General features: G+C 69.9%; 13 protein-coding genes. 5 read left to right on the forward strand and 8 right to left on the reverse strand.

All coding sequences use genetic code 11. From position 1 onward, the window contains the following. Window positions 1–32: 32 nt before the first annotated feature. Window positions 33–1070, reverse strand: coding sequence for a hypothetical protein (locus AC3ITM_RS18415; RefSeq protein WP_489267113.1), 1038 nt, complete (start codon window positions 1068–1070; stop codon window positions 33–35). A 90-nt stretch (window positions 1071–1160) separates the two neighbouring features. Between AC3ITM_RS18415 and hrpB the strand changes: the two genes are divergently transcribed. Further along, complete coding sequence (gene hrpB / locus AC3ITM_RS18420; protein WP_489267115.1) at window positions 1161–3665, forward strand: ATP-dependent helicase HrpB; 2505 nt, start codon at window positions 1161–1163, stop codon at window positions 3663–3665. Window positions 3666–3926: 261 nt separating this feature from the next. Then, window positions 3927–4316 carry a hypothetical protein gene (locus AC3ITM_RS18425; RefSeq protein ID WP_489267117.1) on the forward strand — a complete coding sequence of 130 codons (390 nt, stop codon included), beginning with the start codon at window positions 3927–3929 and terminating at the stop codon, window positions 4314–4316. Between the two features lie 85 nt (window positions 4317–4401). On the opposite strand, the gene AC3ITM_RS18430 is transcribed toward AC3ITM_RS18425, so the two are convergent. Both AC3ITM_RS18430 and AC3ITM_RS18435 read right to left on the reverse strand, forming a co-directional pair. Then, a complete protein-coding gene (locus tag AC3ITM_RS18430; protein WP_489267119.1) occupies window positions 4402–4941 on the reverse strand; it encodes a pseudouridine synthase in 540 nt (179 codons plus the stop codon). 84 nt (window positions 4942–5025) lie between these two features. Beyond that, window positions 5026–5880: a class I SAM-dependent methyltransferase gene (locus AC3ITM_RS18435; RefSeq protein WP_489267121.1), complete on the reverse strand. Its 855-nt coding sequence runs from the start codon at window positions 5878–5880 to the stop codon at window positions 5026–5028. A gap of 174 nt (window positions 5881–6054) precedes the next feature. On the opposite strand from AC3ITM_RS18435, the gene AC3ITM_RS18440 reads away from it, so the two are divergent. Continuing rightward, window positions 6055–7014: an aldo/keto reductase gene (locus tag AC3ITM_RS18440; RefSeq protein ID WP_489267123.1), complete on the forward strand. Its 960-nt coding sequence runs from the start codon at window positions 6055–6057 to the stop codon at window positions 7012–7014. Between the two features lie 60 nt (window positions 7015–7074). Here the strand turns inward: AC3ITM_RS18440 and AC3ITM_RS18445 are convergent, their stop codons facing one another. Genes AC3ITM_RS18445 through AC3ITM_RS18455 form a run of 3 tightly spaced genes read right to left on the reverse strand, consistent with a single transcriptional unit; the run spans window position 7075 to window position 9373 of the window. Then, the gene (locus tag AC3ITM_RS18445; protein WP_489267125.1) at window positions 7075–7980 is read right to left on the reverse strand and encodes an NAD(P)/FAD-dependent oxidoreductase; all 906 of its coding nucleotides are present in this window, start codon (window positions 7978–7980) and stop codon (window positions 7075–7077) included. Beyond that, window positions 7977–8423, reverse strand: a complete 447-nt coding sequence (locus tag AC3ITM_RS18450) for an Rrf2 family transcriptional regulator (RefSeq protein ID WP_489267127.1) — start codon at window positions 8421–8423, stop codon at window positions 7977–7979. The genes AC3ITM_RS18445 and AC3ITM_RS18450 overlap by 4 nt, the downstream gene beginning before the upstream one ends. Window positions 8424–8470: 47 nt before the next feature. Beyond that, complete coding sequence (locus AC3ITM_RS18455; RefSeq protein WP_489267129.1) at window positions 8471–9373, reverse strand: LysR substrate-binding domain-containing protein; 903 nt, start codon at window positions 9371–9373, stop codon at window positions 8471–8473. Window positions 9374–9500: 127 nt separating this feature from the next. On the opposite strand from AC3ITM_RS18455, the gene AC3ITM_RS18460 reads away from it, so the two are divergent. Both AC3ITM_RS18460 and dkgB read left to right on the forward strand, forming a co-directional pair. Beyond that, window positions 9501–10715, forward strand: coding sequence for an MFS transporter (locus AC3ITM_RS18460; protein ID WP_489267130.1), 1215 nt, complete (start codon window positions 9501–9503; stop codon window positions 10713–10715). Window positions 10716–10797: 82 nt separating this feature from the next. Beyond that, on the forward strand, window positions 10798–11601 hold the full coding sequence (gene dkgB / locus AC3ITM_RS18465; RefSeq protein ID WP_489267132.1) for a 2,5-didehydrogluconate reductase DkgB: 804 nt from the start codon (window positions 10798–10800) through the stop codon (window positions 11599–11601). Window positions 11602–11930: 329 nt separating this feature from the next. Here the strand turns inward: dkgB and AC3ITM_RS18470 are convergent, their stop codons facing one another. After that, window positions 11931–12629 carry an alpha/beta fold hydrolase gene (locus AC3ITM_RS18470; RefSeq protein WP_489267134.1) on the reverse strand — a complete coding sequence of 233 codons (699 nt, stop codon included), beginning with the start codon at window positions 12627–12629 and terminating at the stop codon, window positions 11931–11933. A 48-nt stretch (window positions 12630–12677) separates the two neighbouring features. Then, window positions 12678–15407 carry a bifunctional acetate--CoA ligase family protein/GNAT family N-acetyltransferase gene (locus AC3ITM_RS18475; RefSeq protein ID WP_489267136.1) on the reverse strand — a complete coding sequence of 910 codons (2730 nt, stop codon included), beginning with the start codon at window positions 15405–15407 and terminating at the stop codon, window positions 12678–12680. Window positions 15408–15409 lie beyond the last annotated feature (2 nt).

Raw genomic sequence — 15409 nt, forward strand, 5'->3', positions numbered from 1 at the left:
AAACCCGGCCATTGTACCCATGCCCCGCCGGCTCAATCGGCCGGCGCCGGCGCCAGCAGTACTTCCACCAGTTCACGCGAGAGGCCGGCCAGCCGCACCTGTCCGCCGTCCTGCTGGATGGTGATGAACGGCGCACCGCCGCGCTCGAAGGTGTCCTGGGCCGGTACCGATCCGCCGCTGCTACCGCCCGGCAGCTGCAGGTACCAGACCTGCGCGCACGTCGCCTCGAACTCGGGCACCGGCTCGGGATAGATGCCGCCGCGCCCACTGACCGTGGCGGTGCGCAGCAAGGCCAGCAGGCGCGGCAGCAATGCGCTGCGCCGCAGCGCGCCGGGCATGTCCGCCGCGTCGACAAACCGGTCGGGGGAGGTGCTCATCGCCACCAGCGCGTCACTGGCGCGCGATCCCGGCACCACCGTGGCGTCGACCGCCCGACCCGCCTGCGCGCGCTCCTGCCAGAGGGCCTCGGTGGCATCGCGCAGGTAGGGTTGCATGTCCTGCTCGAACCGCGCCCGCCAGCCCTCGAACGCAAGCTGCGCCCCTGCCCGGTCCCATGCGGGCAGGGGGCATCGCGCGGGCCGATCATGGCGCTCCCAGCGCGTGGGCAGCCCCAGCGCGGCGCAGTCCCGGCATACCAACCCGCCCGCGGCGGCCTGTTCAAAACGCAGGCTGTGCGCATCGTCGCCGTTGCAGTCCGCGCGGTCGTCGAGCAGCAGGCGGAATCCATCGGCCTGCCGGCACAGCCACAGCACGTCCTTGCGCCGGTCCAGCGTGCTGGCGGCCAACGCGTTGATCGTGATGTAGGCGACATCGTCGGCCAACTGCAGGCTGGGGTATACCGCTTCGCGCAGGGTACCGTCGGCCACCGCGCGCCGGATCGCGGCGTCATCGCTCAACCCCGTCGGCAGGTAGCGCGCCTGGATAGTGGCCCGCGCCAGCACGGCCCAATGGTTGCCGTCGTAGGGCGCCTGCAGCGGCCCGGCGCCACCACCAACTTCAGCGGCGAGCGCGGTGAACGACGCGGCCGCACATGCGACCAGCAACAACAGCCTGCGTACGGCGCCAGACATCCAGGTTTCCGCGGTTTCGGGGCCGCACAGGGGAACACGCCGGCCGCGCGCTGGCAATGCACGGCGCTGCGCAGGCCGTATCCTAGCGCGATGAACACCCCGATTTTCCCGATCGCCACGCTGCTGCCGCAGATCCTCGACCACCTGGCAATACAGCCACGGCTGGTGCTGGAGGCGCCGCCCGGTGCCGGCAAGACCACCCAGGTGCCGCTGGCGTTGCTGGACGCACCGTGGCTGCAAGGCCGCAGGATCCTGATGCTGGAACCGCGCCGGGTGGCCGCGCGCAGCGCCGCGCAGTTCATGGCACGCCAGCTCGGCGAGGAGGTCGGCGGCACGGTCGGTTACCGCATCCGCTTCGAGAACAAGGTGTCGGCGCGAACCCGGGTGGAAGTGGTCACCGAAGGCATCCTCACCCGCATGCTGCAGGACGACCCGATGCTGGAGGGCGTGGGTGCGGTGCTGTTCGATGAATTCCACGAGCGCCACCTGGCCGCCGACCTCGGCCTGGCCCTGGCGCTGGACGTGCAGGCGCAGCTGCGCGAGGACCTGCGCATCGTGGTGATGTCGGCCACGCTGGATGGCGAGCGGCTGGCGCAGTTCCTGGACGCGCCGCGGCTGAGCAGCGCAGGACGCAGCTACCCGGTGACGATCAGCCATTTCCCGGCGCGGCGCGAGGAAGCCCTGGAAGCGCAGGCGCGGCGCGCGGTGGAACAGGCGCTGGCCGAGCACCCCGGCGACGTGCTGGTGTTCCTGCCCGGCCAGCGCGAAATCGCGCGCACCCAGGCCGCGCTGGAGCAGGTGCTGCCGGCCGGCGTGCAGGTGTTGCCGCTGCATGGCGAGTTGCCGGTGGAACAGCAGTCGCGGGTGCTGCAGCCCGACCCGCAGGGCCAGCGCCGGGTGGTGCTGGCCACCAACGTGGCCGAGTCCTCGGTGACCCTGCCCGGTGTGCGCGTGGTGATCGACGCCGGGCTGGCGCGCGAGCCGCGCTACGACCCCAACAGCGGCTTTGCGCGGTTGGATGTAGTCAGCATCGCGCAGGCCTCGGCCGACCAGCGCGCCGGGCGTGCCGGGCGCGTCGCCGAGGGCTGGGCATGGCGGCTGTGGCCGCAATCGCAGCGGCTGGAAGCGCAGCGGCGGCCGGAGATCGCCCAGGTCGAGCTGGCCGCGCTGGCACTGGAACTGGCCGCCTGGGGCAGCGATGACCTGCGTTTCGTCGATCCGCCGCCGGCCGGTGCGCTGGCTGCCGCGCGCGAGCTGCTGCAGCGGCTGGGCGCGATCAGCGACAGCGGTGGCCTGACCGCACCGGGCCGGCGCATGCTGGCCCTGGGCACGCACCCCAGGCTGGCGGCGATGCTGCTGGCCGCCCAGGGCGGCAGCGAACCGGCCCTGGCCTGCGACCTGGCCGCGCTGGTGGAAGCGCGCGACCCGCTGCGCCAGGGCGGCGATGCGCTGGCCGCGCGCTGGCGGGCGCTGGCCGCGTTCCGCCAGGGCCGCGCCCCGCACGACGCCAATCGTGGCGCCCTGGCCGCCATCGATGCAGCCAGCAAGCAGTGGCGGCGCCGCCTGCGCTGCGACACCCCGCCGCCCGGCTCGGTGGAAGCGCATGTGCTGGGCGACCTGCTCGCCCATGCCTTCCCTGACCGCATCGCCGCGCGCCATCCCACCGACCCGTTGCGCTACCTGCTGGCCAACGGCCGCAGCGCGCGCCTGTTCGACCCCAGCGACCTGCGCGGCGAGCCGTGGCTGGTGGCGGTGGAGTTGCGCCACGAGGCACGCGATGCGCTGCTGCTGCGCGCCGCACCGGTGGACGAAAACCGGCTGCGGCGCGATTTCCCCGCACGCTTCAGCCAGCAGGACGTGGTGCGCTGGGACGCCGACAAGCGGGCGCTGGTCGCCCGCCGCGAGACCCGTTTCGACCGCATCGTGCTGGACAGCCGTTCGGCCGGCCGGGTGGACCCGGCCCACGCCGCCGACGCCCTCACCGCGGCGGTGGCCGAGCTGGGGCTGGCGGCGCTGCCGTGGACCGATGGCCTGCGCCAGTGGCAGGCGCGCGTGCTCGGCCTGCGTGCGTGGATGCCGGAACTGGCGCTGCCGGATCTGTCCGACGCGGCCTTGATGGCGACGCTGTCGACCTGGCTGACTCCAGCCTTTGCCGGCAAGACCCGCCTGGACGCGCTGGATGAGGCCAGCCTGGGCGAGGCATTGAAATCGCCGCTGCCGTGGGCGCAGCGCCAGCTGGTCGACCGCCACGCGCCGCTGCGCATGGCCGTGCCATCGGGCATGGAGCGGCCGATCCAATATGCGCTCGAGGCCGATGGCGTCACCCCACAGGCGCCGGTGCTGGCGGTGAAACTGCAGGAACTGTTCGGGCTGGCCGACACCCCGCGCATCGCCGATGGCCGCATCGCGCTGACGCTGCACCTGCTGTCCCCCGGCGGCCGCCCGTTGCAGGTCACCCAGGACCTGCGCAACTTCTGGGCCAGTACCTATGCCGAAGTAAAGAAGGAAATGAAGGGGCGTTATCCCAAGCACCCGTGGCCGGATGACCCGTGGACGGCAATGGCGACGCACCGCACCAAACCGCGCGGCACATGAACCAGCGGCGACGGGCTGCCACGCCGACGCGTTGGACAGGCAACACCGTGTGGCGGACGCAGCGGCAACTATCGCCGGGGCGCTCCCACGGGGCATGCGTTGCACGCCCGTTCATGGCTGCCGCCTGACCGCGCCAGCCGTGCCGGCCTGCAGCACCGCCCACAAGCGGCTACAGTCGTGATCCGGCCGTGGTCGGCGGTAACACACGCCCTACACGGACCGCGCGCGACACTGGACCAGAACTTAGGCAAAGGACCCCCCATGAGCAAATTGACCGTGATTACCGACCGCGCCCTCGAGCGCGCCCTGGAGTTGGCCAGCAGCGCCGGCGACGGCCTCAAGCATGCCGGCAGCAACCTGCGCCACCTCGGCCCGCAGGCCACCGACTGGATCAAGACCGGTGCCGCCCTCGGTGCGGTCAGGACCGGCGGCAAGGTTGCCGCCAAGGTCGCCCGCCGCAACCCGGCAGTGACCATCGCCGCTGCCGCAGTGGGCGTGGGCCTGCTCGGCTACGCGCTGTACCGCAAGCAGCAGAAAAAGAAGCTTGCCAATGGTGGCGTGGTGGACGGCCAGGCGCAGCGCATCAGCGCGCGCAACCGCCGCAACGATACGGTGGTGGACGAACACAGCGACATCGGCAGCGACGCCTGATCCTGCCCGGTTACCGTTGCAGCATCGAAAACCGCCGGCCATGTCCGGCGGTTTTTTTTGACACGCAGCCACCCATGGGGTGGCTCTACTCTATCTGGCGCCACTGGCCCGGTTGCAGGCCGTCGAGCGCGTGGCTGCCCATCGATACCCGCACAAGGCGCAGGGTGGGCAGGCCCACTGCGGCGGTCATCCGCCGTACCTGGCGGTTGCGGCCCTCGCGCAGGGTGATCGCCAGCCAGCTGTCGGGCACGGTCTTGCGGAAGCGTACCGGTGGCTCGCGCACCCACAGCGCAGGCGCGGGATCCAGACGTTCCACCTTCGCCGGCAGGGTCGGCCCGTCATTGAGCTGCACCCCGCGGCGCAGCGCTTGCAGCTGTTCATCACCGACCACGCCCTCCACCTGCACCCAATAGGTCTTGTCGGCCTTGTGCCGCGGGTCGGTGAGGGTATGCGCCAGCCCCCCGTCATCGGTGAGCAGCAGCAGGCCCTCGCTGTCGTAGTCCAGCCGCCCGGCCGCATATACCGCCGGCGGCAGGCCGAAGCCGGCCAGGGTGGCACGTGGCGGCTGGCTGCGGTCGGTGAACTGGCACAGCACGTTGAACGGTTTGTTGAAGGCAATCAGCATGGTGGAAACAACAGCGGGGGACGGGCCATTGTCCCATCCCCCGCTCGTCTGTGATGCAGGGCAACCTGCAGCGGGTGCTGTGGGTCAGGGTTTCACGAAGCGCAGGGTCATGCGGTCGCTCTCGCCGATGGCCTGGTATTTCGCATCGTCGGCCTTGTCATGCTGGTTGGTCGGCGGCAGGGTCCACACCCCGTTCGGGTGGTCCTTGGTGTCGCGCGGGTTGGCGTTGATCTCGCTGCTGCCGGCCAGTTTGAAGCCGGCCGCTTCGGCCATCGCGATCACCTGCTTCTGGCCCACGTACCCGCTCTTGTCGTCGGCCGGCACATCGGCCTTGGCACGGTGTTCGACCACGCCCAGCACGCCACCGGGCTTGAGCACCTTGTAGAAGCCCGTGAACATCCCTTCGGCCTGGTTGGCGCTGCGCCAGTTGTGCACATTGCGGAAGGTCAGCACCACGTCGGCCGAGTTGTCCGCACCGAACTGCGGCGCGGTGGGGTTGTAGGCCACTACCTGGCTCTTGCCATACAGCGCGGCATTGGCGGCGAACTTCTTGTCCAGGCCGTCGCGGCTGCGCTGCTGGTAGTCACGGCCGCGGCCTTCGGGCACCGCCATCGGGTCGACCACCGCCGCGACATAGGTGCCCTTGTCGTGCAGCAGCGGGCCCAGGATTTCCGCGTACCAGCCGCCGCCCGGGGTGATCTCGATAACGGTCTTGCCCGGCGCCACACCGAAGAACGACAGCGTCTGCGCCGGATGCCGCCACGCATCGCGCTTGACGTTGGCCGGATCGCGCCAGTTGCCCTGCACCGCCGTCTGCACCGCCGGGGTGATCGCGATCTGTGCATTGGGGCCGGCCGGCTTGGTCGCCAGGGCCGGGGCGGACAGCAGCAGCGTGGACAAGGCGAACAGGCAGGCAGTGGTCAACGAACGGGTCTTCATCGGCGTACTCCAGTGGCGGGATGCGGCGAGACTAGCAGCCGCGCCGTCCCAGGTGTTCACAAAACGTTACTGCGATGCAGCAAGGCGGAACACTGTTTTGTGGCACTCGGCGCAACGCTGTCATGTCCACCGACTTATCCTGTGGCACTGGATTTCCATTGGAAGACATCGCCCATGACTGCATCGCGCGAACTCGGCCGCTCCGGCCTGACAGTCCACCCCATCGCATTCGGTGGCAACGTGTTCGGCTGGAGCGCCGACGAGAAGACCTCGTTCGCGCTGCTGGATGCCTTCGTCGACGCCGGCTTCAACCTGGTCGATACCGCCGACGCGTATTCGGCGTGGGTGCCGGGCAACGCCGGCGGTGAATCGGAAACCATCCTGGGGCGCTGGTTCCAGCGCAGCGGCAAGCGCGGCCGGGTGGTGCTCGCCACCAAGGTGGGCAAGTGGGCCGAGCGCCCGGGCCTGTCGGCCGACAATATCGCCGCGGCAGTGGAGGATTCGCTGCGTCGCCTGCAGACCGATGTGATCGACCTGTACCAGGCGCATGCAGACGATGAGTCCACGCCGCTGGAAACCACGCTGGCCGCGTTCGGCCGCCTGATCGAACAGGGCAAGGTGCGCGCCATCGGTGCGTCCAACTACAGCGCCAACCGCCTGCGCGATGCGCTGACGGTGTCGGCCGACTACAAGCTGCCGCGCTACGAAACCCTGCAGCCGGAGTACAACCTGTACGACCGCGCCGGCTACGAAGCCGAGCTGGAACCGCTGGTGCGCGAGCACGGGCTCGGCGTGATCGGTTACTACTCGCTGGCCAGGGGTTTCCTCAGCGGCAAGTACCGCCGTGCCGGGGACGCGGGCAAGAGCAGCGCGCGCGGGCAGAGCGTGGTGGACAAGTATCTCAACCCGCGCGGCGTGCGCATCCTGACCGCGCTGGATGACATCGGCAGCAAACACAACGCCACGCCGTCGCAGATCGCGCTGGCATGGTTGATCGCGCGCCCCGGCGTTGCCGCGCCGATTGTCAGCGCCACCAGCGTCGAACAGTTGCAGGACGTGCTGGCCGCCGCGCGCGTGGCACTGTCGGCCGCGGACGTGGCGCAGCTGGATGCGGCCAGCGCCGAGCTGGGCTGAACGGTCGCACGGGCGGCGGCCGCCCACTCCCCACGGCCACCTGCGGGTGGCCGTTGTGGTTCAGGCTACCGCGCTGTCCTCGGCAACCAATGCGTGGTGCAGGCTGATCCCGGCGCGCACGCCTTCGGCATTGGCCAGGGTGATGTTGCCGACCACGCTGGCATCGCCGGCCGCATAGACGCCCGGCACGCTGGTCTGCTTCTGCGCATCCACCTGCACCAGCACACCGATCGGGCTTTCCTCCAGCGCACAGCCCAGCTGTTCGACCAGCGCCGACCCCATGTGCTGGCGGGCGGTGACGAACAGCGCGCGCAGATCGACGTGGCGCCCATCGGCGAGGCGGGCGCCGCTCAACTGCGGTGCATCGCCCTCCAGGCCGACGACCTGCTCCCATTCCAGGCGCACGCCGCGTCGCTGCAGCATCGCCAGTTCATCGGCGTCGATCACCATGCCGTGCGCGAACAGCGTGACCTGGCCCCAGTCGGCCAGCAGGCCGGCCATCCGCGTGGACACCGCATGGCCACCCAGCAGGCCGATCGCGCCGCCACCCACTTCGTAGCCATGGCAGTACGGGCAATGGATCACGCTGGTGCCCCAGCGTTCGGCCAGGCCCGGCAGCGCGGGGAGTTCGTCGCGGATGCCGGTGGCCAGCAACAGCTTGCGCGTGGCCCAGGTCTCACCGCCGGCGGTGGTCACCGCGAAGCCGTCCACGGTGGCCTGCGCTGCGGTGGCGGTATCGCTGAGCCAGCGCACCGTCGGGTAATCCAGCAGCTGTGCCTTGGCCTGCCGCAACAGGTCGCTGCCGGCGATACCGTCCATGCCGAGTACGCCATGGGAGTGCGCGGCGAAACGGTTGCGCGGCAGGCCACTGTCGATCACCAGCACGCTGCGGCGCGCGCGGGCCAGCATCAGGGCGGCGGACAGGCCGGCGAAACTGCCGCCGACGATCAGGGCATCTACGGTCACGGGGAAACTCCTGCAGCGTGGTGGGCCAGGTGGCGGGCGAAGTCGGCGCCGAGGGTGGCCAGGGTGGTGCCGCGCAGGCGCTGTTCGAGCAGGGCCTGGGCCTGGCGGTAGCTGTCATCGAGCGCGGCATTGACCACCTGCTGCACCGGGCAGCCGCGGCCACTGTCGCGCGCGCCGGTATGCAGCAGCGGCGGCGCGCCGATGGCCACGTACACATCGTGCAGGGTGATGCCGGCCGGATCGCGGGCCAACTGGCTGCCGCCGCCATGGCCGCGCACATTGGCGACCAGCCCGCCCTTCTGCAGCGTGGCCAGCAGGCGCCGGATCACCACCGGATGGGTGGGCAGGCAGGAGGCCAGCTGTTCGGAAGTGCGCGGGCCGTCCTGGCCGACCAGATGGGCCATCACGTGCAGGGCATCGGAGAACTGGTTGCTGGATTTCATGTAACAACAATAGTTACAAATAGACCGACTGTCCAGTGCCGCCCTGGTCAGCGCACGTACGGGGCACCGACCATCGCGGCAGCCAGATGGTCCAGGAACGAGCTGATCCGTGCCGACACCGCGGTGTTGCGGTAATACACCGCGTGGATGGCCTGGCGCACGTCCACGGTGAGCTCGGGCAGTACCTGCACCAGGCGGCCGGCCTGGCGGTCGCGGTGGATCATGAAATCGGACAGACAGACCATGCCCACCCCTTCCAGCGCCAGCGCGCGCAGGGTTTCGCCGCTGGACACCGCCACGGCCGGGCGCACATGCAGCAGCGCATCGGTGTCGCCGGGCAGCGGCCAATGGTTGAGCGAGTCCGGTTCGTTGAAGCCCAGCAGGGTGTGCCCGCGCAGGTCGGCCACGCTGGCCGGGGTGCCGTGCTGCTGCAGGTAGGCCGGGCTGGCCATCACCCGCAGCCGGCTGTGCGCCAGCGGCCGCGCGTGCAGGGTGGAATCGGCCAGCGGCCCGATCCGGATCGCCACGTCGGTGCGCCGTTCCAGCAGGTCGATATAGCGTTCGCTGCTGTTGAGTTCCAGCGCCACGTCCGGGTACTGCGCCCGGTAGCCGGCCACCAACGGTGCGATCACGTGCAGCACGAACGGCGTCGCCGCATCCACGCGCAGGCGCCCGGCCGGGCGCTGCCGGCGCGCGGCGATCTGCTCCTCGGCCGCCTCCACCGACGCCACGATCGCGCGGGCCTGGGCCAGGAACGCATCGCCTTCCTCGGTCAACTGCAGGCGCCGGGTGGTACGGGTCAGCAGGGTGGTGCCCAGCTTTTCCTCCAGCCGCGCCAGCGCCCGGCTGACCCCGGAGGTGGTCTGGCCCAGCAGCTCGGCCGCGGCGGTGATCGACCCGCTGTCGATCACCGCGATGAAGGCCTGCATTTCGTCGAGGGTGGTTTTCATGGCGGTGTCGGGGGTGGACGATGCCTATTATTGACCCTGGAGCAAGAGTGATTGGTGTGAAGGCCGCTTTTTCGGCAAGAGTACCGCGCGCAGACTGCGCAGCCTCTTCCTTCCACCGGTAACGTCCATGTCCCGTGGCATCCCCTTGGCGCTGCTGGCGCTCACCCTTGGCGCATACGCCATCGGCACCACCGAATTCGTCATCGTCGGGCTGATCCCGACCATCGCCGCCGATCTCGGCGTGTCCCTGCCCTCGGCCGGCCTGCTGGTCTCGCTGTACGCCCTGGGCGTGGCCGTGGGCGCGCCGGTGCTGACCGCGCTGACCGGGCGGGTGCCGCGCAAGACCCTGCTGGTGGCGCTGATGGTGCTGTTCACCCTGGGCAACGTGATTGCCTGGATGGCGCCGGGCTACGGCTCGCTGATCGTGGCCCGGGTACTAACCGGGCTGGCGCATGGGGTGTTCTTCTCGATCGGCTCGATCATCGCCACCTCGGTGGTGCCCAGGGAAAAGGCCGCCAGCGCGATCGCGATCATGTTCACCGGCCTGACCGTGGCGCTGGTTACCGGGGTGCCGCTGGGCACCTTCATCGGCCAGCACCTGGGCTGGCGCGCCACCTTCCTGGCCGTGGCCGCGCTGGGGGTGGTCGCGCTGCTCGGCAGCCTGCTGTTCGTGCCGCGCAACCTGCAGCGCAGCGCGCCGGCCACGTTCGGCCAGCAGCTGGCGGTGCTGGCCCAGCCGCGCCTGCTGCTGGTGTATGCGATCACCGCGCTCGGCTATGGCGGCACCTTCCTGTCGTTCACCTACCTGGCCTCGATCCTGCAGGACGTCAGCGGCTTCTCGGCCAATGCGGTCAGCGGCGTGCTGCTGGTGTACGGCGTGTCGGTGGCGGTCGGCAACCTGTGGGGCGGCCGCCTGGCCGACCGCCACGGCCCGATCCCGGCGTTGAAGCTGATCTTCGGCTTGCTGGCGGCGGTGCTGCTCGCGTTGACCTTCACCGCCCACAACACCTGGCTGGTGCTGCTGACCGTGCTGGCGCTGGGCGCGGTGGCCTTCGGCAACGTGCCGGGGCTGCAGGTGTACGTGGTCAAGCAGGCGCAGCGGTTCGCCCCGCAGGCGGCCGATGTGGCCTCGGGCCTGAACATCGCCGCGTTCAACGTCGGCATCGCCCTCGGTGCCTCGCTGGGCGGGCTGGTGGTAGACCACCTGGGCCTGATGCATACCCCGTGGCTGGGCGCGCTGGTGGTGCTAGGCGCGCTGGGCCTGACCGTGCTGAGCGGCCGGCTGGACCGCCGCGATGGCATCGCCGACCGCGCCGAAGGCATCGCCGTCGCCGCGCATTGACTGCAACACCGCGTTGTTTCCTCCCTACGTTTCGTTAGCACCCCACGGCGTACCGTCGGGTGTCCCCCATCAAGGAGTTTCCATGAGCATTCCCGCCTTTGGCCTGGGCACTTTCCGCCTGAAGGGCCAGACCGTGATCGACTCGGTGCGCAACGCACTGGACGTCGGCTACCGCGCCATCGATACCGCGCAGATCTATGAGAACGAAGCCGAGGTTGGCCAGGCCATCGCCGAATCCGGCGTGGCCCCCGATGATCTGTTCATCACCACCAAGATCTGGATCGCCAACTTCCACCACGACGCGCTGCTGGACAGTCTGCGCGAGAGCCTGCGCAAGCTGCGCACCGATCACGTCGATCTAACCCTGATCCACTGGCCGTCGCCGAAGGATGCGGTGCCGATGGCCGAGTACCTGGGAGCGTTGGCGCAGGCCAAGGCCGAGGGCCTGACCCGGCAGATCGGCATTTCCAACTTCACCATTGCCCAGACCCGCCAGGCCATCGAGATCCTCGGTGACGATGCGATCGCCACCAACCAGATCGAAGTCCACCCCTACCTGCAGAACCGCGCGCTGATCGCATTCCTGCGCGAACAGGGCATCCCGGTCACCGCCTACATGAGCCTGGCCTACGGCGAAGTACTGACCGAACCGGTGATGCTGGCCATCGCCGCACGCCACCAGGCCACGCCGGCCCAGGTCGCGCTGGCATGGGCACTACAGCAGGGGTATGCGGTGATTCCGTCCTCGACCCGGCGCGAGAACCTGGCCGGCAACCTGCTTGCCGCCGACCTGCGCCTGACCGACGAAGACATGGCGCAGATCGCCAGGCTGGACCGCGGCCACCGCCTGGCCAACCCGGACGGCATTGCACCGGCCTGGGATTAAGGGACGTTCCGCCGGTGGGGGTGCAGAGAGATGCGGCATCTACGGGTGGGATTGGATGCCAAACCAGGAAGCCATTCGCACGGGCTGGGCGGGGTCGCATCACCCGCCTTGGTAGGGTCGGATGCCAATCGACTGCCGATGCTGCCGATCAGCGCGTCGAACGCATGACCTTGGCCGAAGCAGGCATTTCGATAGTGGTCATGCCAACAAAGAACGTGGCAGCGTTATCGGCAGTCGATCGGGATGCGACCCTACCAGGAAGCCATTCGCGCGGGCTGGGCCGAAGCGTGCATGCCGATCCCCCTCATGCCGGCAATGCAGGTAGCGGTTCAGGCCTGCAACCACGCGCGCATCGCGGCACTGACCTCGTCCGGTTTTTCCATCGGTGCCAAGTGCCCGCAATCGGGCAACACCACCAGCGTCGATCCCGGCACCAGCGCGTGCATTTCCTCGCTGATCGCCAGCGGGGTGATGCGGTCGTTGGCACCGCAGACAATCAGCAGCCGATCGCGGTACCCGGCCAGCACGTCATGGCCATCCACCCGATCCAATGCGCTCTGGCGCAGGAACACCTCGGCACCCAGCCGCGCGGTCATGTCGCGCACGCGTTGCACCAGCACGTAGTCGTCCAGCCGCGAGGCGTCGATGTAGCTGCGCATCAAGGTATCGCCGAATCCGTGGAATCTGCCGGGCAGACGCACGCCGGCCCGTTGCGATTGGCGCTGCGCGGCGCGCTCGGGCGAATCGGCACGGATCGAGGTGTCGATCAACGCAAGCCGCAGCACCCGCTCCGGCGCAGTGCGCAGGATCTGCTGGGCGACAAAGCCGCCGAGCGAGAAACCAGCCAGGGCGAAACGCGGCGGCGCCTGCGCCAGCACGTCGTCGACCACGGCCTGCATCGTCTCGCCACGGGTCTGGTCGCCCACGATGCAGTCGGCGACGTCGGACAGGTCGGCCACCTGCGCGCGCCAGAGTTCAGCGTCGTTAAGCAGGCCGGGGAGCAGAAGTAGGGGAAGGCGGTCGGTCATGCCCCTATTGTCGCCGCGCCGGCGTGCACGGTCCGTACCGCCGACGGCTCAGTGCGTTGCGGTATCTGGCACGTCCGGCACCTGCACCTCCTGGACCGGCAGGGTCACCACCATCACCGTGGAATCGTCCGGGTCCAGCCTGGTCTTGAAGCCCAGGCTCTGGCACATCGCCAGCATGGTGCTGTTCTCGCGCAGCACCTGGCCCTCGATGAGGTTCAGGCCCAACCACTTCGCGTACTCGATCATGATCGCCATCAGCCGCCAGCCGATGCCGTGGCCCTTGAGGTCCGAACGGATCAGGATGCCGTACTCGCCGCGGTCGTAGTCGGCGTCGGCATGCAGGCGCACCGCGCCGAGCATGTCGCCGCTGCGCGGATCGATGGCCACCAGCGCGATCGAGCGGGCGTAGTCGAGCTGGGTCAGGCGCGCGATGAATTCGTGACTGAAATGCTTCACCGACTGGAAGAAGCGCAGGCGCAGGTCGTCGTCGGTGACCCGGGCGAAGAAGGCGCGGAACAGCGCGTCGTCCTCCGGGCGGACCGGGCGTACGAACGCCGGCGCGCCGTCGGACAGGGCGATGGTGCGCTCCCACTGCTTGGGATACGGGAACACGGCGAAACGTGGATGGCCGCGGCCCTTGTGCAACTTGCGCGAGGGGGCGATGGCCACGCGCGCGTCCAGCGCCATCACCCCGTCGCGGTCGGCCAGCAACGGGTTGATGTCCAGCGTGCGGATCTCGGGGATGTCGGCGGCCAGCTGGGCCAGCTTGACCAGGACCAGCGCGACCGCGCGCTCATCGGCGGCCGGTACATCGCGGTAGGCCTTGAGGATGCGCGAGACGCGGGTGCGGCCGATCAGCTCGTGCGCAAGGCGCAGGTCCAGCGGCGGCAATGCCAGCGCCTTGTCGTCGATCACTTCCACCGCGGTACCGCCGCGGCCGAACACGATCACCGGGCCGAAGGTGGGGTCGTCGGCGATGCCGGCGATCAGCTCGCGCGCCTTGGGCCGCACGATGGTCGGCTGCACCAGCACCCCGTCGATGCGCGCCTGCGGGCGCAGCTGGTGGGCGCGGGCCAGGATGGAGGTGGCCGCGGCGTGCACCGACTGCAGCGTGCCCAGGTTCAGGCGCACGCCGTCCACGTCGGACTTGTGCGGAATATCGGCCGAGAACACCTTTACCGCCACGGTCGCGCCCTGCTCCAGCAGCGGCTGGGCCAGGTCCATCGCTTCATGCGCATCGCGTGCCTGCATCACCGGCGCCGACGGAATGCCATAGGCGGTGAGCAGCTGGTGGGTGGCGATCGGGTCCAGCCATTGCTGCCCGGCGGCCAGCGCGGCCTCCACCAGCGCGCGGGCGGCGATGGTGTCGACCACGAAATCTTCGGGCAGGCTGGGCGGGGTTTCCATCAGCGCGGCCTGCGCGTCGCGGTAGCGCACCAGATGCTGGAAGCCGCGCACCGCGTCGGCCTCGGTGGGATAGGTGGGCACGCGCGCGGCGTTGAGGGTGGCGGTGGCGCGGTCGTCGTTGCCCAGCCACACCGCGAATACCGGCTTGTCGCGGTGGTGGCGCGGGCGCAGGCCCAGGGTGCGGGTGAGTGCCTGGGCGGCGTCGGCCGAGGAGGTGAACGCGGTGGGCACGTTGACCACCAGCACCGCATCGTTCTCGTTGTCGGACATCAGCGCGTCGATGGCGGCGGCGTAGCGCTCGCCATCGGCGTCGACCACGATGTCGACCGGATTGCTGCGCGACCAGCCCTGCGGCAGCACCGCATCGAGCTGGGCGACCGTCGCCGGCGACAGCTCGGCCAGGCTGCCGCGCAGGGCCAGCAGCTGGTCCACCGCCAGCCGCCCTACCCCGCCGCCGTTGCTGAGGATGGCCAGCCGGCGGCCGGGGAAGGTGCCGAGCCGGCCCAGGGTTTCGGCGGCGGTGAACAGCTCGTCCAGCGCGCCCACGCGCAGCAGGCCGGCGCGGTTGAACGCGGCGCCATATACCGCATCGGCGCTGGCCAGGGCCTGCACGTGGGTATCGGCATCGGGATTGATGCGGATGTGGCGACCGGACTTGACCACCACCACCGGCTTGGCGCGCGCGGCGGCGCGCGCGGCCGACATGAACTTGCGCGCATCGCCGATGTGCTCCACATAGAGCAGGATGGCGCGGGTACGGTAGTCGGTGGCGAAGTAGTCCAGCAGGTCGCCGAAGTCCACATCCAGGGTGTCGCCCAGCGAGACCACCGCCGAGAAGCCGACCGAGCGCGCCACGCCCCATTCCACCAGGGCCGCGGCGATGGCGCTGGATTCGGAAATCAACGCCAGGTCGCCGGCCTGCGGGAAATGCGCGGCAATGCTGGCGTTCAAGCGCGCGTGCGGGGCGATCACGCCCAGGCAGTGCGGGCCGAGGATGCGCAGGCCCTTGGCGCGGGCAGCGGTTGCAACCTGTTCGGCCAGCGAGCCCGGGCCCTGGCCGAGGTTGGCGGTGAGGATGATGGCCGCCGCCACGCCGCGTTCGGCGGCGGTGGCCACCACCTGCGGCACGATGCTGGCCGGCGCGGTGATCACCACCAGCTCGGGGACCCAGTCCAGGTCCTTGAGCCGCTTGACCGTGCGGATGCCGTCGATCTCGCCGTAGCGCGGATTGATCCAGGCGACCTTGCCGGGAAAGCCGGTGGCGCGCAGATTGCGCATCACCGCGCGGCCGGCCGAACGCTCGCGCGGGCTGCCGCCGATCACGGCAACCGACTGCGGGCGGAACACGGATTGCAGGTGGTAGGTGCTCATGG

The sequence above is a fragment of the Stenotrophomonas sp. KH_029 genome (assembly GCF_057839765.1).

Bases quoted from the DNA above. Each gene is read 5' to 3' on its own strand.
- AC3ITM_RS18415 (WP_489267113.1), bottom strand. From the start codon at position 1,070: ATGTCTGGCGCCGTACGCAGGCTGTTGTTGCTGGTCGCATGTGCGGCC.
- hrpB (WP_489267115.1), top strand. From the start codon at position 1,161: ATGAACACCCCGATTTTCCCGATCGCCACGCTGCTGCCGCAGATCCTC.
- AC3ITM_RS18425 (WP_489267117.1), top strand. From the start codon at position 3,927: ATGAGCAAATTGACCGTGATTACCGACCGCGCCCTCGAGCGCGCCCTG.
- AC3ITM_RS18430 (WP_489267119.1), bottom strand. From the start codon at position 4,941: ATGCTGATTGCCTTCAACAAACCGTTCAACGTGCTGTGCCAGTTCACC.
- AC3ITM_RS18435 (WP_489267121.1), bottom strand. From the start codon at position 5,880: ATGAAGACCCGTTCGTTGACCACTGCCTGCCTGTTCGCCTTGTCCACG.
- AC3ITM_RS18440 (WP_489267123.1), top strand. From the start codon at position 6,055: ATGACTGCATCGCGCGAACTCGGCCGCTCCGGCCTGACAGTCCACCCC.
- AC3ITM_RS18450 (WP_489267127.1), bottom strand. From the start codon at position 8,423: ATGAAATCCAGCAACCAGTTCTCCGATGCCCTGCACGTGATGGCCCAT.
- AC3ITM_RS18455 (WP_489267129.1), bottom strand. From the start codon at position 9,373: ATGAAAACCACCCTCGACGAAATGCAGGCCTTCATCGCGGTGATCGAC.
- AC3ITM_RS18460 (WP_489267130.1), top strand. From the start codon at position 9,501: ATGTCCCGTGGCATCCCCTTGGCGCTGCTGGCGCTCACCCTTGGCGCA.
- dkgB (WP_489267132.1), top strand. From the start codon at position 10,798: ATGAGCATTCCCGCCTTTGGCCTGGGCACTTTCCGCCTGAAGGGCCAG.
- AC3ITM_RS18470 (WP_489267134.1), bottom strand. From the start codon at position 12,629: ATGACCGACCGCCTTCCCCTACTTCTGCTCCCCGGCCTGCTTAACGAC.
- AC3ITM_RS18475 (WP_489267136.1), bottom strand. From the start codon at position 15,407: ATGAGCACCTACCACCTGCAATCCGTGTTCCGCCCGCAGTCGGTTGCC.